23 protein-coding genes are annotated in these 19,504 nt (G+C 64.6%); 18 read left to right on the forward strand and 5 right to left on the reverse strand.

Annotation, left to right across the window (positions count from 1 at the left end):
• Positions 1 to 29: 29 nt before the first annotated feature.
• The 5 genes from CVM73_RS09705 (at position 30) to CVM73_RS09725 (ending at position 5,254) form a co-directional block, all read left to right on the forward strand.
• On the forward strand, positions 30 to 1,232 hold the full coding sequence (locus CVM73_RS09705) for an ABC transporter substrate-binding protein (RefSeq protein ID WP_100231781.1): 1,203 nt from the start codon (positions 30 to 32) through the stop codon (positions 1,230 to 1,232).
• A gap of 150 nt (positions 1,233 to 1,382) precedes the next feature.
• Complete coding sequence (locus tag CVM73_RS09710; RefSeq protein WP_100231782.1) at positions 1,383 to 3,272, forward strand: ABC transporter permease; 1,890 nt, start codon at positions 1,383 to 1,385, stop codon at positions 3,270 to 3,272.
• Positions 3,269 to 4,060, forward strand: a complete 792-nt coding sequence (locus tag CVM73_RS09715) for an ABC transporter ATP-binding protein (protein ID WP_100231783.1) — start codon at positions 3,269 to 3,271, stop codon at positions 4,058 to 4,060. Before CVM73_RS09710 ends, CVM73_RS09715 begins: the two co-directional genes overlap by 4 nt.
• The gene (locus CVM73_RS09720) at positions 4,057 to 4,761 is read left to right on the forward strand and encodes an ABC transporter ATP-binding protein (protein ID WP_100231784.1); all 705 of its coding nucleotides are present in this window, start codon (positions 4,057 to 4,059) and stop codon (positions 4,759 to 4,761) included. Before CVM73_RS09715 ends, CVM73_RS09720 begins: the two co-directional genes overlap by 4 nt.
• Before the next feature lie 25 nt (positions 4,762 to 4,786).
• The gene (locus CVM73_RS09725; protein WP_100231785.1) at positions 4,787 to 5,254 is read left to right on the forward strand and encodes a MarR family winged helix-turn-helix transcriptional regulator; all 468 of its coding nucleotides are present in this window, start codon (positions 4,787 to 4,789) and stop codon (positions 5,252 to 5,254) included.
• On the opposite strand, the gene CVM73_RS39680 is transcribed toward CVM73_RS09725, so the two are convergent.
• A complete protein-coding gene (locus CVM73_RS39680) occupies positions 5,208 to 5,792 on the reverse strand; it encodes a DUF2306 domain-containing protein (protein ID WP_158237559.1) in 585 nt (194 codons plus the stop codon). The two genes, CVM73_RS09725 and CVM73_RS39680, sit on opposite strands and share 47 nt — an antisense overlap.
• Positions 5,793 to 5,823: 31 nt before the next feature.
• On the opposite strand from CVM73_RS39680, the gene CVM73_RS39685 reads away from it, so the two are divergent.
• A complete protein-coding gene (locus CVM73_RS39685) occupies positions 5,824 to 6,372 on the forward strand; it encodes a hypothetical protein (protein ID WP_158237560.1) in 549 nt (182 codons plus the stop codon).
• Positions 6,373 to 6,377: 5 nt separating this feature from the next.
• On the opposite strand, the gene CVM73_RS09740 is transcribed toward CVM73_RS39685, so the two are convergent.
• Positions 6,378 to 7,574 carry an amidohydrolase family protein gene (locus CVM73_RS09740; RefSeq protein ID WP_100231788.1) on the reverse strand — a complete coding sequence of 399 codons (1,197 nt, stop codon included), beginning with the start codon at positions 7,572 to 7,574 and terminating at the stop codon, positions 6,378 to 6,380.
• A 159-nt stretch (positions 7,575 to 7,733) separates the two neighbouring features.
• Between CVM73_RS09740 and CVM73_RS09745 the strand changes: the two genes are divergently transcribed.
• The 6 genes from CVM73_RS09745 (at position 7,734) to CVM73_RS09770 (ending at position 11,319) form a co-directional block, all read left to right on the forward strand.
• Entirely contained in the window at positions 7,734 to 8,507 is a 774-nt protein-coding gene (locus tag CVM73_RS09745) for a ferredoxin--NADP reductase (RefSeq protein WP_100231789.1), read from the forward strand.
• 190 nt (positions 8,508 to 8,697) lie between these two features.
• Positions 8,698 to 9,018, forward strand: coding sequence for a hypothetical protein (locus CVM73_RS09750; protein ID WP_100231790.1), 321 nt, complete (start codon positions 8,698 to 8,700; stop codon positions 9,016 to 9,018).
• Between the two features lie 102 nt (positions 9,019 to 9,120).
• Positions 9,121 to 10,392 (forward strand): cytochrome P450, encoded by a 1,272-nt coding sequence (locus CVM73_RS09755; RefSeq protein ID WP_100231791.1) that lies wholly within the window; start codon positions 9,121 to 9,123, stop codon positions 10,390 to 10,392.
• A gap of 149 nt (positions 10,393 to 10,541) precedes the next feature.
• A complete protein-coding gene (locus CVM73_RS09760; RefSeq protein WP_100231924.1) occupies positions 10,542 to 10,727 on the forward strand; it encodes a hypothetical protein in 186 nt (61 codons plus the stop codon).
• Positions 10,728 to 10,776: 49 nt separating this feature from the next.
• Complete coding sequence (locus CVM73_RS09765; protein ID WP_100231792.1) at positions 10,777 to 11,040, forward strand: hypothetical protein; 264 nt, start codon at positions 10,777 to 10,779, stop codon at positions 11,038 to 11,040.
• A gap of 36 nt (positions 11,041 to 11,076) precedes the next feature.
• Positions 11,077 to 11,319: a hypothetical protein gene (locus CVM73_RS09770; protein ID WP_100231793.1), complete on the forward strand. Its 243-nt coding sequence runs from the start codon at positions 11,077 to 11,079 to the stop codon at positions 11,317 to 11,319.
• A 35-nt stretch (positions 11,320 to 11,354) separates the two neighbouring features.
• Here CVM73_RS09770 and CVM73_RS09775 read toward each other — a convergent pair whose 3' ends face one another.
• Together CVM73_RS09775 and CVM73_RS09780 are read right to left on the reverse strand one after the other, a co-directional pair.
• Complete coding sequence (locus CVM73_RS09775) at positions 11,355 to 12,605, reverse strand: DUF763 domain-containing protein (RefSeq protein ID WP_100231794.1); 1,251 nt, start codon at positions 12,603 to 12,605, stop codon at positions 11,355 to 11,357.
• Between the two features lie 257 nt (positions 12,606 to 12,862).
• Positions 12,863 to 13,840: a tripartite tricarboxylate transporter substrate binding protein gene (locus CVM73_RS09780; RefSeq protein WP_100231795.1), complete on the reverse strand. Its 978-nt coding sequence runs from the start codon at positions 13,838 to 13,840 to the stop codon at positions 12,863 to 12,865.
• Positions 13,841 to 13,958: 118 nt separating this feature from the next.
• Between CVM73_RS09780 and CVM73_RS09785 the strand changes: the two genes are divergently transcribed.
• From CVM73_RS09785 to CVM73_RS09810, 6 genes are all read left to right on the forward strand, one after another.
• Positions 13,959 to 14,669 carry a TetR/AcrR family transcriptional regulator gene (locus CVM73_RS09785; RefSeq protein WP_100231796.1) on the forward strand — a complete coding sequence of 237 codons (711 nt, stop codon included), beginning with the start codon at positions 13,959 to 13,961 and terminating at the stop codon, positions 14,667 to 14,669.
• Positions 14,670 to 14,700: 31 nt separating this feature from the next.
• Complete coding sequence (locus CVM73_RS09790) at positions 14,701 to 15,585, forward strand: amidohydrolase family protein (RefSeq protein WP_100231797.1); 885 nt, start codon at positions 14,701 to 14,703, stop codon at positions 15,583 to 15,585.
• A 94-nt stretch (positions 15,586 to 15,679) separates the two neighbouring features.
• Positions 15,680 to 16,393, forward strand: a complete 714-nt coding sequence (locus CVM73_RS09795; RefSeq protein WP_100231798.1) for a PIG-L deacetylase family protein — start codon at positions 15,680 to 15,682, stop codon at positions 16,391 to 16,393.
• Entirely contained in the window at positions 16,390 to 17,073 is a 684-nt protein-coding gene (locus CVM73_RS09800) for a 4-carboxy-4-hydroxy-2-oxoadipate aldolase/oxaloacetate decarboxylase (protein ID WP_100231799.1), read from the forward strand. Before CVM73_RS09795 ends, CVM73_RS09800 begins: the two co-directional genes overlap by 4 nt.
• Positions 17,074 to 17,100: 27 nt before the next feature.
• Positions 17,101 to 17,970, forward strand: coding sequence for a substrate-binding domain-containing protein (locus tag CVM73_RS09805; RefSeq protein WP_100231800.1), 870 nt, complete (start codon positions 17,101 to 17,103; stop codon positions 17,968 to 17,970).
• The gene (locus tag CVM73_RS09810) at positions 17,970 to 18,893 is read left to right on the forward strand and encodes a DUF1932 domain-containing protein (protein WP_100231801.1); all 924 of its coding nucleotides are present in this window, start codon (positions 17,970 to 17,972) and stop codon (positions 18,891 to 18,893) included. The genes CVM73_RS09805 and CVM73_RS09810 overlap by 1 nt, the downstream gene beginning before the upstream one ends.
• Positions 18,894 to 18,898: 5 nt before the next feature.
• On the opposite strand, the gene CVM73_RS09815 is transcribed toward CVM73_RS09810, so the two are convergent.
• Positions 18,899 to 19,213: a hypothetical protein gene (locus CVM73_RS09815; RefSeq protein WP_100231802.1), complete on the reverse strand. Its 315-nt coding sequence runs from the start codon at positions 19,211 to 19,213 to the stop codon at positions 18,899 to 18,901.
• Positions 19,214 to 19,504: the final 291 nt, after the last annotated feature.

Consider the following 19,504-nt stretch of genomic DNA (forward strand, 5'->3'; position numbering starts at 1 on the left):
GACGTAGAGAGTTCACATTGGAGGTTGGGATGCGAGCAAGAAATTACTTCATCGGCGCGGCCTTCGCGCTTCTGGCGGGCGGCATGGCTCATTCGGCCCTGGCGCAGGACATCAAGATCGGCGAGATCAACAGCTATTCGCTGTTGCCGGCCTTCACCGAGCCCTATCGCAAGGGATGGCAGCTCGCGGTGGAAGAGATCAACGCGGCCGGCGGCATCAACGGCAAGAAGCTCGTCGTCGTCTCCAAGGATGATGGCGGCAAGCCGGCGGATGCGCAGACGGCGGCCAACGAGCTCGTCTCGAGCGAGGGCGTGGCGATGCTCGCCGGCACGTTCCTGTCGAACATCGGCCTTGCGGTCAGCGATTTCGCCAACCAGAAGAAGGTGTTTTTTCTTGCAGCCGAGCCGCTGACGGACGCCATCACCTGGTCCAAGGGCAACAAATACACCTTCCGCCTGCGTCCCTCCAACTACATGCAGGCGGCGATGCTGGTGGAGGCAGCCAGCAAGCTGCCGGCAAAACGCTGGGCGACGATCGCGCCGAACTATGAATACGGCCAGTCGGCAGTCGCCGTGTTCAAGAAGCTGATGTCGGAGAAGCGTCCGGACATCCAGTGGGTCGATGAGCAGTGGCCGCCGCAGGGCAAGATCGACGCGGGCCCGGTGGTGCAGGCGGTTGCCGCCGCCAATCCCGAAGCGATCCTCAACGTCACCTTCGGTGCCGACCTCGTCAAGCTCGTGCGCGAAGGCAACACCCGCGGCCTGTTCAAGGGGCGCGAGGTCGTCTCCTTCCTGACCGGCGAGCCCGAATATCTCGATCCGCTCAAGGACGAGACGCCGGAGGGCTGGATTGTCACCGGCTATCCCTGGTACTCGATCAAGACCCCCGAGCATGACGCGTTCCTGAAAGCGTACCAGGCCAAGTACAACGACTATCCGCGTCTCGGCTCGATCGTCGGCTACCAGACCATCAAGTCGGCCGCCGCCATTCTCGCGAAGGCCGGCTCGACCGATCCGGAGAAGCTGATTGCCGCGGCGGAGGGGCTCTCGATGCCGTCGCCGTTCGGCGAGATCACCTTCCGCAAGATCGACCATCAGTCGACGTTAGGGGCCTTTGTCGGCAAGACCGTGCTGAAGGACGGCAAGGGCGTGATGGTGGACTCGTCCTATAAGAAGGGCGCGGACTATCTGCCCAGCGATGCCGAAGTCGCGAAGCTGCGTCCGAAGGATTGATCGCAGCTGCCGTAGGGTGGGTACGCCCTGCGGACTGCGCGTAGCGCAGACCGCTTGGCGTAACCCACCACTTTCGGTGCCACACGAAATAAAGATGGTGGGTTACGCTGCGCTAACCCACCCTACGACTTCACTTAACCCGGACCGCCGATGGCCTTTTACGTCGTACAGTTTCTGACCGGTCTCGCCAGCGCAGCGTCGCTGTTCCTGGTGGCCTCGGGCCTGTCGATCATCTTCGGCGTGACGCGGATCGTGAATTTCGCGCATGGCGCCTTCTACATGATCGGCGCCTATATCGCCTTCACGCTCACCGAGCGGCTTTCGGGGGCGTTCGGCTTCTGGGGCAGCATCGTGCTGGCCGCGCTCGCCGTGGCGCTGATCGGCGTCATCGTCGAGATGGTGCTGCTCCGCCGCATCTATCATGCGCCGGAGCTGTTCCAGCTGCTCGCGACCTTCGGCCTGACCCTGATGGTCGAGGACCTCGTCGTGCTGATCTGGGGGCCGGATGATCTCGTCGGCCGCCGCGCGCCGGGGTTCAAGGGCGCGATCGATTTCTTCGGCCAGAACATCCCGAGCTACGATCTGTTCCTGATCGTGCTCGGCCCGGTGGTGCTCGGCATTCTCTGGCTGCTGTTCCAGCGCACGCGCTGGGGTGTGCTGGTGCGCGCCGCGACGCAGGACCGCGACATGGTTGCAGCCCTCGGCGTCAATCAAAAGTGGCTGTTCACATCAGTGTTCGCCGTCGGCGTCTTTCTCGCAGCCCTCGGCGGCGCGCTCCAGATCCCGCGCGATGCCGTGCATCACGCCATGGACCTGCGCATCATCGTCGAGGTCTTCGTCGTGGTCGTGATCGGCGGCCTCGGCAGCATCGTCGGCGCCTTCGTCGCCGCCGTGCTGGTCTCCGAGCTCAATGCCTTCGGCATCCTGATCTTCCCGAAGATCTCCATCATCCTGGTGTTCCTGGTGATGGCCGTGGTGCTGATCGTGCGGCCCTGGGGCCTGTTCGGCAAGCCCGAGGCGGCCGCACGCAAGACGCCGGGTCTCACGGTCAATCCCTGGCGGCCGCTGACGTCGAACGAGCGGCTGGCCTCGCTGGCAGCGCTGGTCATCGCAGCGATGCTGCCGCTGTTCGCCGGCAACTACGCACTGACCGTCGGCTCGGAGATTGCGATCTTCGTGATCTTCGCCGTCAGCCTGCACTTCCTGATGTCGGTCGGCGGGCTCGCCTCGTTCGGTCACGCCGCCTATTTCGGGCTCGGCGCCTATGGCATCGCCTTCCTCGCCAAGATGGCGGGGCTGCCGATGATCGTGTGCCTGTTGCTCGGCCCGCTGCTCGGCTGTCTGGGCGCCGCGGTGTTCGGCTTCTTCGCGGTGCAGCTCTCCGGCGTCTATTTCGCGATGCTGACGCTCGCCTTCGCGCAGATCGTGTGGTCGATCGCGTTCCAGTGGGTGAGCGTGACGGGCGGCGACAACGGCATTCTGGGCCTCTGGCCGTCGAGCTGGGCGGCGAGCCCGTCGCATTTCTATTGGCTGGCGCTCGGTGTCGCAGCGCTGGTCATGATCGCGCTGCGGGCCATGGTGTTCTCGCCGTTCGGCTACGCGCTGCGAGCCACGCGCGATTCGCTGCTGCGCAGCGAAGCGATCGGCATCGATGCCAAGCGAATCCAGTGGACCGCCTTCGTCATCGCAGGCACGACCGCCGGCATTGGCGGCGCGCTGTTCGCCTACCTCAAGGGCAGCGTGTTCCCCGACAATCTCGGCATTTCGCTCTCGGTCGACGCGCTGGTCATGGTGCTGCTCGGCGGCGTCGAGACGGTGTCGGGCGCGGTGATCGGCGCCATCGTCTACAAGGCGCTCAACATCTGGCTGGTGAGCCAGACCGACCTGTCGAAGCTCGTGCTCGGCGGCTTCATCATGCTGATCGTCGTCGTCTTCCCCAAGGGCATCGTCGGCATGCTGGAGATGCTGGCGCAGCGCCGCAGGAAGTCCTCGCCGCCGGGATCCCCCTTGCTTGCCAAGCCGATCGAGTCCGCCGAATGAGCGCCATCCCCCCACTTCTCGCGGTCGAAGGCCTGACCAAATCCTATGGCGGCATCCATGCCGTGCGCGGCGTCTCGTTCTCGCTGCGCGCCGGGGAGATCCTGGCGCTGATCGGGCCGAACGGCGCAGGCAAAAGCACATGCTTCGACATGCTCAACGGCCAGAACAAGCCAGACTCGGGGCACGTTCGCCTGCTCGGCGAAGAGATCACAGGCAGGAAGCCGCGCGAGGTCTGGCGACTGGGTGTCGGGCGCACCTTCCAGATCACCGCGACCTTCGCCACCATGACCGTGCGCGAAAACGTGCAGGTCGCGCTGGTCTCGCACGGGAAGCAGCTGTTCAATCTGTTCGGCTCGGCGCCGAAGTTCGACCGCGGTGAGGCCGGCCGTCTGCTCGAGCTGGTCGGCATGGGCGGCTACGCGGATCGCCCCTGCGGCGAGCTTGCCTATGGCGACCTCAAGCGGCTCGAGCTTGCGGTCGCACTCGCCAACCAGCCAAAGCTGCTCTTGATGGACGAGCCGACTGCCGGCATGGCGCCGCGCGAGCGCGTCGACCTGATGCGGCTGACCGCAAGCATCGCGCGGGAGAAATCGATCGGCGTGCTCTTCACCGAGCACGACATGGATGTGGTGTTCGAGCATGCCGACCGCATCATCGTGCTCAATCGCGGCACGTTGATCGCCGAGGGCTCGCCGGCCGAGGTGCGCGGCAATCCGCAGGTGCAGGCGGTCTATCTCGGCGAGGGCCTCGTCTACGATGCCCGCCATCGCGAGGGAGCCTCCACATGAAGCTCACGGTGCAGGACCTCAACAGCCACTATGGCCCGGCACACATCCTGTTCGACATCGGCTTCGAAGTCGGCGAGGGCGAGGTCGTGGCGCTGCTCGGACGTAACGGCGCGGGCAAGTCGACGACGTTCCGCTCCATCGTCGGTCTCGTCGCGCAGCGCTCCGGCCGCATCATGTTCGAGGGCAAGGATGTTTCGGCGAAGCCGACACACGAGATCGTGCGCGAGGGCCTCGGTTACGTGCCGGAGGAGCGGCGCATCTTCACCGACTTGACCGTCGAGGAAAACCTCGAAGTCGGCCGCCAGCCGAAGCGCCCGAACGCGCCGCACTGGACGCGCGAAAAACTGTTCTCGCTGTTTCCAAACCTCGGCGAGATGAAGAACCGCCCGGGCGGCCGCATGAGCGGCGGCGAGCAGCAGATGCTGACGATCGCGCGCACGCTGATGGGCAATCCGTCGCTGGTGCTGCTGGACGAGCCGTCGGAGGGCCTGTCGCCGAAGATCGTGGAGCAGATGGTCGATGCCATTCTGACCATGAAGAAGGAAGGCGTCAGCATCGTCGTCTCCGAGCAGAATCTGCATTTCGCGCGGCTGATTTCGGATCGCGCCTACATCATCGAGCGCGGCCGCATCTGCTTCGGCGGCACCATGGCCGAGCTCGACGCGCGTCCGGATATCCGCGACGCGCATCTGTCGTTGTGAGGCAAAGGGAAGGGGCCGCGAACGGATGGCGAGAAGCGTCACGGCGAAAAAGAGCGTCAAACCGGCCAAAACGCTTAACAAGCCGCCTTACGTGCTCGACGAGCAGGTCGGCTTCATCCTGCGCCAGGTCTGGCAGCGCCACAGCTCGATCTTCGCCCGCGACATCGGCACCAACCTGACGCCGACGCAATGGGCGGCGTTGTCGAAACTGGCCGAGACCGGGCCGTGCTCGCAGAATCAGCTCGGGCGCCTGACGGCGATGGACGTCGCGACCATCAAGGGCGTGATCGATCGTCTCACCGCGCGCGGCCTGACCGAGACCAGCCAGGATCCCGATGACGGACGGCGACTCCTTGTCAGCTTGACGCGCGCGGGTCTGCAGCTTGCGGAGAAGCTGGCGCCGAATGCGCTTGCGATCACGCGCGAGACGCTGGCACCGCTCGAGCCTAGGGAGCGCGAGCTGCTGATGGTGCTGCTGAACAAGCTGCGGTGAATACGGTCCTGTCGGCGGCAGTGTGCCGCTTGGTCCACCCGATCACGATGGCCAGCGGCACGATCCAGCACATCCAGGCTGCGATGGCGTAGACCTCGTCAAACGGCAACATGAGGACCGTTGCCGCTGATGTCACCAGCCGCAGCCAAATGGCAGCCGACGCGACAGCGGCGACCGCAATCATCCGCCGCGCATGGCTTGCGACATTGCCGGACCGAACGGCATGGAGCGCGGCGCCAGCCAGTGCGAGCCATGTGACGCCTTGCACGAACAGGCCCGCCCGCGCGATGGCGTTGGCTTGGCTGTTCAGAGCGACCGGAAGAGCGCTTAGCGCGCCAACCAGAATGCAACCGAAGGCGAAGCGGCCGATCAGGCGGTGCAGAGGCGGGCGATAGCGCAGGAACAGCGCAAGGGGGATGAGGATCAGTGCCAGTCCTGACGCGATCATGTGCAGCGGAAACACGATGGGAAGTCGCGGAAGGACCAGATACAAGGGATGAGGCAGCGGCATCGACCCAGACCCGAGGGCAATCGCCATCGGGCCCGCCGGAAAGACCACAGAGGACACGATGATGAAGGCGACTACCCTGGCAGGGCCGACCGCACGCGGCCGAAATCCGGACGGCGGCGCAATTGATTGCGGTTCGGCTCGCTCCAAATCAGCGCTCCTCGTCCCGATCAAGGTTTTGATCGCAGCAGCGATCGTCGGGCTTGGTGTCGGCCATGTGGCGCCCGCCGTTGGTGCTGGCGTTTCCGTAACCGATTTCGAGGGGCGCTGGAAGGACGACACCAGGAATCTGGTGCTCGACATATCGAAGTGCAGCGGCGGCTGGTGCGGTGTCGAAGTTATCGGCGAAAACACCTGCGGCCGTGCCGCCTTGCGCATTGAGGAGCGCCCGTCGCGTGGCGGCCGTTTGGTTGGCCGCCTCGAGCTGGCGGCGGAAACCCAGCCCTATTCCGTGTCGGCCGAGCTTCAACAGGGGCAGCAGGGCCGTCGCATGCTGTTGAAGGGCCAAAGCGGCGACCAGTTTCAGCCTTGGCGCCGCACCTATCCGTTCATGGCGGCGCTTGCGCGTGTCGGGGATGCACAGTGCCGGATGGATGCCAAGGTCTCGTGACGCCGTCACTTCGCCACCACCTCCGGCACCTTGCCGGCCGGCGGCGTGTTGCGGCTGCGCTGGGTGCGCACGATGCCGTCGATGATGGTCATGCCGATGCCGGGGAGGTCGCCGAGCCGGACGCTCTCCAGGATGTTCTTGCCGGGCGAGTGCTGGGCCTTGTCCATGATGACAAAGTCGGCGGAGCGGCCGACTTCGATGAGGCCGCAATCGAGCTGGCGCATCCGCGCGGTGTTGCCGGTGGCGAGACAAAAGGCGATCTCGGCCGGCAGGTCGCCGAGCGAGGACAGCATCGAAACCATGCGCAGGATGCCGAGCGGCTGAACGCCGGAGCCGGCGGGCGCATCGGTGCCCAGGATGACGCGGTGCAGGTCGCCCATCTCGCGCGCCGTGCGCAGCGTGAACAGGGCCGAGCGCTCATTGCCATTGTGCACGAGCTCGAGGCCGCGCTTGCAGCCCTCGCAGATGCAGCGGATCTGGTCGTCGGGCAGGGCGGTGTGGCCGCCATTGATGTGGCCGACGACGTCGGTGTCGGCCTCCAGCACCACGTCCTTGTCGATCAGGCCGGAGCCGGGGATCGACGGGCCGCCGGTATGGATCGTGCTCTGGATGCCGTATTTGCGCGCCCAGCCGACCATTTTTCGCGCGGTCGGGCCGTCCTTGACGCCGCCGAGGCCGACCTCGCCGAGCAGCTTGACGCCGTTGGCGGCCATCTCCTTGAAATCTTCCTCGACCATCTCGCATTCGATCACCGGCGCGCCGGCGTGAACCTTCACGCCGCCGGGACGCAAGGTCCAGAACGCGCGCTGGGCGAACACGGCCATCGCCTTGAGGCCGACGACGTCGCGGGGCCGGCCGGGCATGTGCACCTCGCCGGCCGAGATCATGGTGGTGACGCCGCCATGGAGATAGCTGTCGATCCAGTTGATCTGGTTCTGCCGCGGCGTCCAGTCACCCGCGACAGGATGGACGTGACTGTCGATCAGGCCCGGCGCCACCGTGGTGCCGTGCGCGTCGATGACGGTGGTCGCGCCTTCGGTGTTGACGTCCTTGAAGCGGCCGATCGCGGTGATCTTGCCGTTCTCGGCGACGATGGTGTCGCCGTCCAGGATCGGCTTTTCCAAAGCACCGGACAGGATCAGGCCGATATTGCGGATCACCAGCTTCGAAGGTCCGGTGGCCTGGGGTGCGTCATGCGCCATGGAAGGGGCTCCTTATTCCTAACTGCAACGCTTCCGATCTTGGGCAGCCTTGACCGCGGGATCAAGCCGGATTATTCATTAGTATACGAATGATCGTGTACAAACGACGCATAGCTGACCGCCTCGAAAACCGCGAACCAAGCGACACGGAAGGGTGAGATGAGCAATTTCAATCAGGAAAGCGTTTTGAGCGTCCACCACTGGACCGACACGCTGTTCTCCTTCAAGACCACCCGCAGCCCGACCTTCCGCTTCCGCAACGGCGAATTCACCATGATCGGGCTCAAGGTCGGCGAGAAGCCGCTGCTGCGGGCCTACAGCGTCGCCAGCGCCAATTACGAGGACACGCTGGAATTCTTCTCGATCAAGGTGCCGGATGGCCCCTTGACCTCGCGCCTCCAGCATTTGAAGGAAGGCGACGAGATCATCGTCGGCCGCAAGGCAACCGGCACGCTCGTGATCGACAACCTGGAGGAGGGGCGCAACCTCTACCTCATCGGCACCGGCACCGGCCTTGCGCCGTTCCTGAGCGTGATCAAGGACCCCGAGACCTACGAGCGGTTTGAGAAGGTGGTGCTGCTGCACGGCTGCCGGCACGTGAAGGAGCTCGCCTATGGCGAGATGATCACCGAGCATCTGCCGAAGGACGAGCTGCTCGGCGAGTACATCCGCAATCAGCTGATCTACTACCCGACCGTGACCCGCGATCCGTTCCGCAACCGCGGCCGCATCACCGACCTCATCACGTCAGGAAAACTGTTCACCGATATCGGCCTGCCGGTGCTGGAAGCCGCGCATGATCGCGTCATGATCTGCGGCAGCCCCGCGCTGGTGGCGGATACCCGTGTGCTCCTCGGCGAACGCGGTTTCGTCGAGGGCAATCACGGCGAGCCGGCCCAGTTCGTGGTCGAAAAGGCTTTTGCCGAGCGCTAAAGCGTTTTCGAGCGAAGTGGGCACCGGTTCGCGTAAAGAAAACGCGTCAAAATAGGAATCTGGAGCCCCGTTCCGGGGCTCTAGGCACGGAATTTCTGCGCGAGAAGATCGTATTTTCGCCACCGCCGGGGCGTTGCGGCGCCGATTCGGCGCACGATACTATGTGGGAGCGAATCAGCGGAGTTCCCACATGGTTGCGGACAGCGACAGCAACATCGCCTGGCACCGGGTTCAGTTGAAGAAGAATCGCGCCGAGTTGAAGGCGCTGGAGACCGCGCGCTTTACGATGGGCGAGATCGCCTCGTCGAAGCGGAACGGACAGACCCAGACGTCGATCGCGGAACTCAAGCGGAAGATCGCGCAGTCGGAGCGCGCGATCGCCGATCACGACAAGCGCACGCGCCGCCCGCTCGCAACGGACCTGCAGAGTCTCAGCAATGGCAGCTGGAGCCATTGGGACGCCTACACGCAGCAGCGCAAGAGCGGGCAGCGATCGCCCGGACGCGGATAGGCACATCTCTCTCCACGTCTGCGGCCGATCAGGAGGCGCCCCTTGCACCGGCCGCCCCGTGCACCATCTCGGTGATACGCGACCAATCGTTCCGGCGATCCCATGACAGCGCGCCTCGATTTCACCAGCGAGGCCTTCTTTCGCGATCCGCCCAAGGCGATCGCGACGTTGCGCATGTCCGGCCCCCTGGTGGCGACGCGATTTCCTATCGTCGGCGAAGTCTGGATCACCACGACCCATGACGCCACCGCGCAGGTCCTGAAGGACGGCGCGACCTTCACGTTGCGCAAGGAGGATGGTGACGTCGCGGGTTTGCGCTGGTGGATGCCGAGGTCCGTCAGGACCATCGCCAACAACATGCTGACGATGGACGAGCCGGATCATACGCGGCTGCGCAGCATCGTGGACGAAGCTTTTCGCCGCCGCGCGATCGTCGCGATGGAGCCGCGAATCCGTGCCATCGCCGACGGCCTGGCCGATGAGCTGTTCGCGAGGGAATGCCCGGCTGATCTCGTCCAGCGCTATGCGCGAATCCTGCCGCTCGCGGTGATCTCGGAGCTGCTGGGCCTGCCGCTGGCCGATCGTCCTAAGTTCATCGCCTGGGCCAACGCGGTGTCATCGCTGACGAATGTCGTCGCCTTCTTCCGCTTGCTGTTCGCGGTCCGCAAGATGCGCGCCTACCTCGAGCAGCAGTTGCAGATCGCGCGCGTGCAGGGAGGCGAGGGCCTGATTGCCGAGCTGGTCCAGGTCGAGCGCGAAGGCGGCCAGATCACGCCAGATGAAATGGTCTCGATGGTGTTTCTGTTGCTCGGGGCGGGATCGGAAACCACCACGCATCTCATCAGCGGGTCCGTCTACGAGCTGCTCAGGAATTCCGAGCTGCGCGACTGGCTGGAACAGGACTGGAGCCGCGTTGGGCTTGCGGTCGAGGAGTTCCTGCGCTTCGTCTCGCCGGTGCAATTCTCCAAGCCGCGCTATGTGCGGCGCGATGTCGAGGTCGAAGGCGTGCGCCTGAAGAAGGGCGACCGCGTCATGGTGATGCTCGCCGCTGCGAACATGGATCCGGCGATGCATGATCGTCCCGAGAGCCTCGATCTCGAACGTAAGCCGAACCGCCATATCTCGTTCGGCACGGGAATCCACTTCTGCCTCGGCCATCAGCTCGCGCGCATCGAGGCGGCCTGCGCGCTGGAGGCGCTGTTCTCGCGATGGCCGAAATTGGGGCTCGCCGTCGATTCCACTGAGGTCCGCTGGCGCAGGCGGCCGGGCTTGCGCGCGATCGCGAAGCTTCCTGTCGCGGCTGAGGTCCGCGGAACACAGGCAGCTGCATTCACCGAAGCGAGGGGCGATCGTTCCCCCGCTGCGGCGAGCTGAGATCAGCGGCCTTTTCGGAAAATCTCTGCCAAGCGCGATCAGTCAGGAACGGTGTGCCGTTGGTCCTGTTGTCATCAGGACATCGGATGCGGCGACGAGTTCCTTGGGCGCGCATGTCAGAGGTCGACGTCTTAAAGGGAGACAAGATCATGGCCAGCAAGATGCCACCTGTTCCACCGGACAATCAGAGCAGAAAGGGAACTGGCGACAGCAAGCAGGTCCGTGCAGACCAGGCGCCGCACGGTCAGCAGCGCGTGCAGAATCCGGACCAGCAGGGACAGCAGGGCAACATCAAGCAGAACACGACCAATCAGGGCTATCAGCAAGATCGTTGAGGAGGACGACATTTATGTCGACATCCACCGATGAGACTGGAGGTGCAGGATGCAAGGCAAGAAGACCCACGAGCAGCAAATGCGCATCCTCGAGCGCAAGCCTGATGTTCCGGATGCGCGAGAGCTTGAGCAGGCCGCCGGCCATAACCTCCGAGAGGCGTCAGTCCATCGTGCCAACCCGGAGGCACGTCAAAGCGAGTTTCCGGTGAGCCGCGGCGGTCTGAACCAGGAAAGCGATCACAACAAGCACAACGATCCCGGTCAGAGCGGCCATAAGCCGCCGAAGCCGACGCCAGCGCAACAAAAGCACTGAGCTTTCGGAGAACGACCACTGCAAGAGGAGAGATCGATGCCAGGCGGGCATGGCAGCAAGACGCATTTCAGATCCGGCATGCATGGCAAGGGCGACGGCACCGGCGCCATGGCCGAAATCCCCAAGGACAAGATCGGCGACAACATGGTCCTGTCCAACCGCGACAAGGCCCAGCATTCGGACATTCGTGGCATGGACAGCAAGTTCATCCAGACCGAACAGTATCAGGACCACGCGGCCAACCGGCTCGAGGAGGAGCCGGAGACCGACGAGACCTGAGAGGGGCGTTCCCCCGCCAACTCGAGGACCGGTGTTCAGCCGGTCCTCTTTTTTGTGGACGCAAGATCGCGCTCCCAGCCGAACACCGAGCGGCCATCGAGATCCGGTGAGGCCGCGCGCTCACCGGCGATGAAAGCCGCAACCGAGGGGCCCCGTGCGGTCCGCTCCAGCCGCCGCGCCTGGTCGTCCAGGCGCTTGATCGCCAGCATCTCTTCCTCGCGTCCGAGCTTTGCGTTCTGGATCGCGCCCTTCAGCACCCGGATGGTCTCGTCATAGACCTTGATCGGAACGGGGTAGGGATGTCGGTCCTTGCCGCCATGGGCGAGCGAGAAACGCGCGGGGTCGGTAAAGCGATAGGGCGCGCCGTGCACGACCTCCGCGACCATCGCGAGCGAGCGCACGGTGCGCGCGCCGACGCCCGGCGTCAGCAGCAGTTCCGGAAAATCGACCGGGCCACGCTCGGCTGCGGCGGCGAGCGTGCCGTGCAGGCGGCGCGCGAACACGTCCTTGGGACGGACGTCGTGATGTGCGGGCATGATCAGATGCGGCAGCGTGCCTTGTGCCGGCGTGGACTCGGTCCCCATGAGCCGTTCGAATTCGGAGATGATGCGATCCGGACCGAGATCGGAGAGCAGTTCGACCTGCGCCGTCCGAGAAGTATCGGCGCGATGATCGGTGAGATTGACGATCTCCCCCTGCTGCGGCCCGTCGATTGCGCTGTGCGGCGTATCGACGAAGCTCTTCAGCGCCTCGGAATGCCAGTGATAGCGTCGCGCCTGCCGCTTGTCGCCGTTCATGCCCTGCTGCACCACGGTCCATTTGCCGTCGGCGGTCACGAAGAAGCCGTGTAGATAGAGGTCAAAGCCGTCCTGGACCGCGGCGCTGTCGACCTTGGCCACCAGACGGCTGGCACGGGTCAGCTTGATGCCGTCGAATCCGACGCGATCGCCGAGCTGCAGCAGCTCATCCGGCGTCTTGCGCGAATGCTGACCTCGGCCGCCACAGACATAAATCCCGAGCTCGTCCTGAAGCGGTCCGAGCCCGCGCTTCAGTGCGCCGATCACGGAGGTGGTGATGCCGGAAGAGTGCCAGTCCATCCCCATCACGGCGCCAAACGACTGGAACCAGAATGGATGCGACAGGCGCTGAAGAAACGCATCGCGGCCGTAATGATGCACGATCGCTTGGGTGACGATCGCCCCGAGCGAGGACATGCGACTCGCCAGCCACGGCGGAACCCGCCCGGTGTGGAGAGGAAGATCGGCACTGCCGGTACGTCGAGTCATTGGTAGGCCAAATTAGCGCATTCCGGCGACGGTTGCACAGTGGGGATGCCGCGTTGCACGAGACAGGGGAGCGAAGCCCGCCGCAACGCGTTGAGCGCACGATCCTGATCCCGTCGGGCGACGATGATGCCGATTTTATGCAACCACCCGCACGGCCGGAGGACATGCGGGCGAGGGCCCATAACTGGACAGCCCAGGCCCCTGTTGCCGGGCCGAGGCTTGCTGCTCAAGCGTTGTTTTTCTTGCGCGGTGGAGCCTCACTGCGCGCGGATGTTGGCGGCCTTCAGCACCGGCTCCCATTTGGCCGCCTCGGCGCGCATAAAGGCGTCGAAATCCTCGGGCGAGGAGCCGGCCGGGGTGGCGCCGATCTTGCCGAGCGTCGACAGCACGCCGGGGTCCTGCAGCGCGGCCTTGAGATCGGTCTCGAGCTTCGCGACGATCTCCGGTGGCATTTTTGCAGGCCCTAGAACGCCCCACCAGACCGAGACGTCGTAGCCGGGCACACCGGCCTCGGCGATGGTCGGAACATCCGGCAGCGCCTTGGAGCGCTCGGCCGAGGTCACCGCCAGCGCGCGCACCGGGCCGCCTTCGAGCTGGCCGATCGCTTCCGCGAGCGGATTGATGCTGAGCGGGATCTCGCCGGCGATCACGGCCGTCAGCGCCGGTGCGCCGCCCTTGTAGGGGATCGCAACGATCTTGGTGCCGGACATGTACTTCAGCAGCTCGCCCGCGAGATGCGCCGAGGTGCCGTTGCCGGACATGCCGTAGGAGAGCTTGTCCGGCTCCTTCTTGGCGGCGGCGAGGAGATCGCCGAGTGTCTTGTACGGGCTGTCCTTCGCCACCACGATCGCGAGCGGCGAGGAGGCGACTTCGGTGATCGCGGTGAAATCCTTGAAGGTGTCGTAGGGCACGCTGGGATAGATGAACTGGTTGAGCGGATGGCCGCTGGCGACCAGGATCAGCGTGTAGCCGTCGGGTGCGGCCTGCGTCAGCGCCTGCGAGGCAACAATGCCGCCGGCACCGGGGCGGTTATCGATCACAGGCTGCTGCCCCCAGGTCTTGGCTAGCGCCTGGCCCAGCGTGCGCGCGAGCACGTCGACCGCGCCACCGGCGGCGTAAGGCACCAGAATGTGGACCGGCTTGCTCGGATAATTTTCTGCCTGCGCGGCGCTCCACGTCAGCAGCAAGCCGGCACCCAGCATCAAACCGCCGATCTTCTTGTTCAAACCCAGCATATTTCCCAGCACTCCTTGAGGGCATTCGCGCGCCTGCCGGCGGTCTCCAGGCCGTTGCAGACGCTGCCCATGGTTTTTGTTGACGAGACCTGATCTTTTGTACGATAGTACAAATCACATGGTACGCAAGCCCACCAGCAAGGAAACGGCCCGCAAGCCGAACATGCGCGAGGCGATCCTCGCCGCGGCCGAGGAGCTGTTCGCCACCAACGGCTTCAATGCCGTGTCGGTGCGCGACATCGCGCATGCTGCCGGAGCCAATCCGGGCAGCGTCACCTATCATTTCAAGACCAAGGACGGCCTGCTGCTCGAGATCTACCGGCGCCATTGCGGGCCGATGAACCTGCGCCGTTCCGAGCTGCTCGCCGCCGCCAGGCGCGTGCGCGATCTCCAGGACCGGCTGGAGGCGATCGTGCGGGCCTATGTGGTGCCGGCCTTCACTTCCGGCAGCGATCTTGCCGGTGGTGGCGCGCGCTTCACGCGGCTGCGCGCGGTGATGTCCGCGGAAGGCAACGAGGTCGCGCGAAAGATCATCGCGCAGACCTTCGACGACACCAGCCATGCCTTCATCGACGCGATCCACGAGAGCCTGCCGCACATTCCGCGCACCGACATCGTCTGGCGCAGCCATTTCCTGCTCGGCGCACTCTATTATTCGCTGGTGACGCCCGAGCGCGTCTCGCGTCTGTCACGCGGCGAGGTCGACGGCAGTGATGCCGCGGGCGCTATCGAGCAATTGGTGCGGGCCACCGTCGCCGCGTTCCAGGCGCCGGCGCTGGACCAGGCCGCGTCGGCGCGGCGGCGGCCGGTCGTCAGCAGCAAGACTTGAAACAAGCGGTCTCGCTTCGTCGGTTCTCCTGATGACAATGATGTACACGCCGACCATTCCGCCGCCCGATCCGAACACGCGCACGCCAAAGTTCAAGCTGCCGAAGCTGTCCTGCGACGCGCATTGCCACATCTTCGGGCCCGGCGCGAAATATCCTTACGCGCCGGATCGCTCCTACACACCGCCGGACGCGCCGCTGGAGGACTTTCGCGCGCTGCATGCCAAGCTCGGGGTCGCGCGCGCCGTCATCGTCAATGCCAGCGTGCACGGCACCGACAACACGGTGGCGCTCGATGCCATTGCGCAAAGCAACGGCGCCTACCGGGCGGTGGCTAATATCGACGACACAATCAGCGAACGCGGGCTTCGCGGGCTGCACGAGGGCGGCTTCCGCGGCTGCCGCTTCAATTTCGTGCGCCATCTCGGCGGCGTTCCCGACAAGCGCGTGTTCGACCGCATCATCGCGATGGTCACGCCGCTCGGCTGGCACATCGATCTGCATTTCGATGCGATCGACCTGCCTGAATATGCCGACATGCTGACAAAGCTGCCGCTGAGCTACACCATCGACCATATGGGCCGGGTGAAGGCGTCGGAAGGGCTCGATCAATTACCGTTCAGAATCCTGATCGAGCTGATGCGGCGCGATGAGAAGTGCTGGGTCAAGATCTGCGGCTCGGAGCGGGTGTCCTCGGCCGGTCCGCCGTTCACCGATGCGGTGCCGTTCGCGCGAAAGATCGTCGAGACCGCGCCGGATCGCGTCATCTGGGGCACGGACTGGCCGCATCCCAACGTCAAGACGATGCCGAACGATGGTGACCTCGTCGACCTGATTCCATTGTTCGCGCCGGAGCCGGAGCTCCAGCATAAGATCCTCGTCGACAATCCCGCGCGCCTGTTCGAGTTCGAGGCATGACCAGGTCTTTGCGATCGATGCGCTGCGCAGAAATGCGTTGCATGGCGCCGCAGGCGGGACGCCGGCCAACGCCTATGAACGAAAGGAGTGACCCATGAAGACAGGTCTCGTCGTCACCGCTCATCCCGGCGATTTCGTCTGGCGCGCCGGCGGCGCCATCGCGCTGCATGCCAAGAGGGGCTATCGGATGAAGATCGTCTGCCTGTCGTTCGGCGAGCGTGGCGAGAGCCAGTTCGCCTGGAAGGAGAAGGGCGCGACGCTGGAATCGGTCAAGGCCGGCCGCAAGAACGAGGCGGAGCGGGCAGCCAAGCTACTAGGTGCCGAGATCGAGTTCTTCGACTGCGGTGACTATCCGCTGAAGCTGACGGAAGCGCATTTCGACCGCATGGTCGACATCTACCGCGAGCTCAATCCGAGCTTCGTGCTGACGCATGCGCTGGAAGACCCCTATAATTTCGATCATCCGAACGCGGCGCATTTCGCGCAGGAGACGCGTGTGGTCGCGCAGGCGATGGGCCACAAGCCCGGCGCGCAGTACAAATATTCGGCGCCGCCGGTGTTCCTGTTCGAGCCGCATCAGCCGGAGCAGTGCAATTACAAGCCGGATCTGCTGCTCAAGATCGACGAGGTCTGGAAAGAGAAGTACGAGGCGTTCCAGATCCTGGCCGCGCAGAAGCATCTGTGGGGCTATTACGAGCGCGTCGCGCTCAACCGCGGCATCCAGGGCAGCCGCAACACCGGCGTGCCCATGACCTATGGTGAGGCCTATCAGCGCCTGTTCCCGACGGTGGCGGAGGAATTGGCATGAAGCCGGTCGTCGTTCGCAACATCAAGCGTGCCGATCCCGCCGGAATGGCGGAGTACGGCGTCTCCACCGTGCACGAGGCCTATGGCCGCATCGGCCTGATGAAGCCTTACTTGCGTCCGGTCTGGGCGGGCGCGACGATTGCCGGTCCCGCGGTCACGGTGCTGGCGCAGCCCGGCGACAATTGGATGATCCACGTGGCCGTCGAGCAGTGCAGGAAGGGCGACATTCTCGTCGTCGGCTGCACCACTGACAATACCGACGGCATGTTCGGCGAACTGCTCGCGACCTCGCTTCAAGCACGCGGCGTGCAGGGGCTGATCATCGACGCCGGCTGCCGTGACGTCAAAGCGCTGCACGAGATGAGCTTTCCGGTGTGGTCGCGCGCGGTCTCGGCCAAGGGCACCGTGAAGGCCACGCTCGGCTCGGTCAACGTTCCCGTGGTCTGTGCCGGCGTCAACGTCGATCCCGGCGACATCGTCGTGGCCGATGATGATGGCGTTGTGGTGGTACCGAAGCGCTATGCGGCCGAAGTCGCCGAGAAGGCGAAGAAGCGCAACACGGATGAAGGCGGCAAGCGCACGCGGCTGGCCTCGGGCGAGCTCGGCCTCGACATGTACAACATGCGCGAGGCACTGGCGAAGGCCGGCCTCGTCTATGTCGACAATCCCGAGGACGTCTGAGTGGATTAAGAGAAGCGGAGCGGGCGGATGGATCGTCTCAAGCTGAAGGCCGTGCTCGGCAACCACCCTCACGTCAGGGCGGTGAAGAGCGGCGAGCTCCGCTCCGACCTCTTCGATCTCGACTTTGTCGCGTACACGCCGACCAACACGGCGTTCAAGCCGATGGTGCGCGAGCAGGCCTTCGACGTCTGCGAGATGGCGATCGTCACCTATCTAATGGCGAAGGCGCACGGCAAGCCGCTGGTGCTGCTGCCGGCGACCATGATGGGCCGCTTCCAGCATGCCTATGCGCTCTACAATCCGGCGCATCGCACGCTCGGCCCGTCCGATCTCGAAGGCAAGCGCGTCGGCATCCGCTCCTTCACGACCACGACGGGCGCCTGGATCAGGGGCATCCTCGCCAACGACTACGGTGTGAACCTCGACAAGATCCGCTGGGTCACGTTCGAGGAGCCACACGTGGCCGAATATGTCGACACCACCGAGCGGGCGCCGAAGGAGAAGAAGATCCTACAGATGCTGCTCGACGGCGAGCTCGATGCCGTCCTTGGCGAGACCTCCGATGATCCCAAGCTGAAGCCGCTATTTCCCGATCCGGCCGCAGAGGCCGCCAACTGGTATGCGCGGCGCGGCGTCGTGCCGGTCAATCATCTCGTGGTCGTGACCGAGCAGCTCGCGAAATCGCGCCCGGACGTGGTCACGGGCATTTATGATCTCCTGAAGCGGAACAAGGCGCAGGCGGGGCCCGCGGCAACGCCCGACCTCGTTCCGTTCGGGATCGAAGCCAACAGAAAACCGCTCGAGCTGATCGTCGACTACGCATTCCAACAAGCGCTCATTCCGCGCCGCTATGCAGTCGAGGAGCTGTTCGACCAGACGACACGAGGATTGAACTGATGGCGGGTGATCCCAGGCGCTGGCAGATCGGGCTGGTCGGCTATGGCGAGGTCGGCCGGATTCTGGCCGAGGATTTGCGCCAGCAGGACATCAAGGTCTCAGCCTACGACATCAAGCTCGGTGGCGAGCAGGGCGTGCCGCTGCAGGAGCATGCGGCGAAATTCGGTGTCGCTCTTGCAACCTCTCACGCGGAGCTGACCGCGAAATCCGATTTCATCATCTCCGCCGTCACGGCGAGCCAGGCCGTTCCGGTGGCAAAGGTCTGTGCGACCGCGATCAATCAGGGCACCTGGTTCCTCGATTTCAACTCGGCCTCTCCCGGCGCCAAGCAGCGCGCCGCGGCACTGATCGACGGCGCGGCCGGGCGCTATGTCGAGGGCGCGGTCATGACCTCGGTGCCGCCTTATCGCATCAAGGTGCCGTTGCTGCTCGGCGGACCCGGCGCGAGACAGCTCGAACCGCTTCTGAATGCGATCGGTTTTGCGGCCAAGGTTGCCAGCGACAAGCTCGGCGTGTCCTCGGCCGTAAAAATGTGCCGCAGCATCATGATCAAGGGTCTGGAGGCCATGGTTATCGAGAGTTTCACGACCGCGCGCGCCTATGGCGTCGAGGATGCGGTGCTGGCCTCGCTCGCGGAAACGTTTCCCGGCATCGATTGGGAGAAGCAGGGCGCCTATTTCTTTCAGCGCGTGATCGAGCACGGCCGCCGCCGGGCTGAAGAGGTGCGCGAGGTTGCCGCGACCGTGCGCGAGGCCGGGCTGACGCCGTGGTCGGCGCAAGGCACGGCCGAGCGGCAGGCCTGGATGGCGGATCTCGCCAATGAGGGGCTGTTCGGCGCCAGGGGCACCAGGGAATTCGCTCGTAGCGCCGACTGGCGGACCGAGGCCGACCGGATCCTCGCCAAGATCAATCGCGCCAGGTAATCAGCTCAAGATCGTGCCAGGACCCGAAAGCTGCCGACTTGGTCGCGCGCGCGTTCGATCAGGTCGATCAGATTGCGGGATTTGCGGACGAGCTGTTCCGTGGCCGGCTGTGTGCGGAATTCTGCCAGCACCGCGCGAACGCATTTGCTGGCGGCATCGAGCGTCCAGAGCGTACGGTTCACGTCGGCCTGCGTCCGGATCGCCGAGATATCGAGACCGGAGAGAACGTGGCCGATCCCGTCGAGCCGCTTCACCGCCGTATCGGTAGCCGTACGAGTCTGGACGGAATCATGAACGATGCTGCTGAATGCGCTGAACATACCCATACTTCCCCACTGAACGCATATGATCAGTGCAGGTCGTAGTTACGGTCGGCGTGGCCTGTCTCGCAATGCGTTGGGCTACGGTCCGGGATTCTACCGAACTCGGATGGGCTCGAACCGGCGGTAAAATCGAACTATGGGGGAACGTTCCTGCGGCGTCTCGATGACCGATTCGGAATGTTCCGCGTGCAGCGTCACGCGATCCCCGGCTCTGCAGTGCGTCGCTGAGGCGCTGCGCTGCGTCCGGGGCACGCGACCTATGCCTGAAAAAGGAAAAGCCACGGCCGG

The sequence above is a fragment of the Bradyrhizobium forestalis genome (genome assembly GCF_002795245.1).
In the GTDB taxonomy this organism is placed as follows: Bacteria; Pseudomonadota; Alphaproteobacteria; order Rhizobiales; family Xanthobacteraceae; genus Bradyrhizobium; species Bradyrhizobium forestalis.

Coding starts and splice junctions, on each gene's coding strand:
- CVM73_RS09705 (WP_100231781.1), top strand. CDS start 30: ATGCGAGCAAGAAATTACTTCATCGGCGCGGCCTTCGCGCTTCTGGCG.
- CVM73_RS09775 (WP_100231794.1), bottom strand. CDS start 12,605: ATGACTCGACGTACCGGCAGTGCCGATCTTCCTCTCCACACCGGGCGG.
- CVM73_RS09755 (WP_100231791.1), top strand. CDS start 9,121: ATGACAGCGCGCCTCGATTTCACCAGCGAGGCCTTCTTTCGCGATCCG.
- CVM73_RS09715 (WP_100231783.1), top strand. CDS start 3,269: ATGAGCGCCATCCCCCCACTTCTCGCGGTCGAAGGCCTGACCAAATCC.
- CVM73_RS09760 (WP_100231924.1), top strand. CDS start 10,542: ATGGCCAGCAAGATGCCACCTGTTCCACCGGACAATCAGAGCAGAAAG.
- CVM73_RS39680 (WP_158237559.1), bottom strand. CDS start 5,792: ATGGCGATTGCCCTCGGGTCTGGGTCGATGCCGCTGCCTCATCCCTTG.
- CVM73_RS09770 (WP_100231793.1), top strand. CDS start 11,077: ATGCCAGGCGGGCATGGCAGCAAGACGCATTTCAGATCCGGCATGCAT.
- CVM73_RS09790 (WP_100231797.1), top strand. CDS start 14,701: ATGACAATGATGTACACGCCGACCATTCCGCCGCCCGATCCGAACACG.
- CVM73_RS09745 (WP_100231789.1), top strand. CDS start 7,734: ATGAGCAATTTCAATCAGGAAAGCGTTTTGAGCGTCCACCACTGGACC.
- CVM73_RS09800 (WP_100231799.1), top strand. CDS start 16,390: ATGAAGCCGGTCGTCGTTCGCAACATCAAGCGTGCCGATCCCGCCGGA.
- CVM73_RS09720 (WP_100231784.1), top strand. CDS start 4,057: ATGAAGCTCACGGTGCAGGACCTCAACAGCCACTATGGCCCGGCACAC.
- CVM73_RS09795 (WP_100231798.1), top strand. CDS start 15,680: ATGAAGACAGGTCTCGTCGTCACCGCTCATCCCGGCGATTTCGTCTGG.
- CVM73_RS09740 (WP_100231788.1), bottom strand. CDS start 7,574: ATGGCGCATGACGCACCCCAGGCCACCGGACCTTCGAAGCTGGTGATC.
- CVM73_RS09710 (WP_100231782.1), top strand. CDS start 1,383: ATGGCCTTTTACGTCGTACAGTTTCTGACCGGTCTCGCCAGCGCAGCG.
- CVM73_RS09765 (WP_100231792.1), top strand. CDS start 10,777: ATGCAAGGCAAGAAGACCCACGAGCAGCAAATGCGCATCCTCGAGCGC.
- CVM73_RS09750 (WP_100231790.1), top strand. CDS start 8,698: ATGGTTGCGGACAGCGACAGCAACATCGCCTGGCACCGGGTTCAGTTG.
- CVM73_RS39685 (WP_158237560.1), top strand. CDS start 5,824: ATGATGAAGGCGACTACCCTGGCAGGGCCGACCGCACGCGGCCGAAAT.
- CVM73_RS09810 (WP_100231801.1), top strand. CDS start 17,970: ATGGCGGGTGATCCCAGGCGCTGGCAGATCGGGCTGGTCGGCTATGGC.
- CVM73_RS09780 (WP_100231795.1), bottom strand. CDS start 13,840: ATGCTGGGTTTGAACAAGAAGATCGGCGGTTTGATGCTGGGTGCCGGC.
- CVM73_RS09815 (WP_100231802.1), bottom strand. CDS start 19,213: ATGTTCAGCGCATTCAGCAGCATCGTTCATGATTCCGTCCAGACTCGT.
- CVM73_RS09805 (WP_100231800.1), top strand. CDS start 17,101: ATGGATCGTCTCAAGCTGAAGGCCGTGCTCGGCAACCACCCTCACGTC.
- CVM73_RS09725 (WP_100231785.1), top strand. CDS start 4,787: ATGGCGAGAAGCGTCACGGCGAAAAAGAGCGTCAAACCGGCCAAAACG.
- CVM73_RS09785 (WP_100231796.1), top strand. CDS start 13,959: ATGGTACGCAAGCCCACCAGCAAGGAAACGGCCCGCAAGCCGAACATG.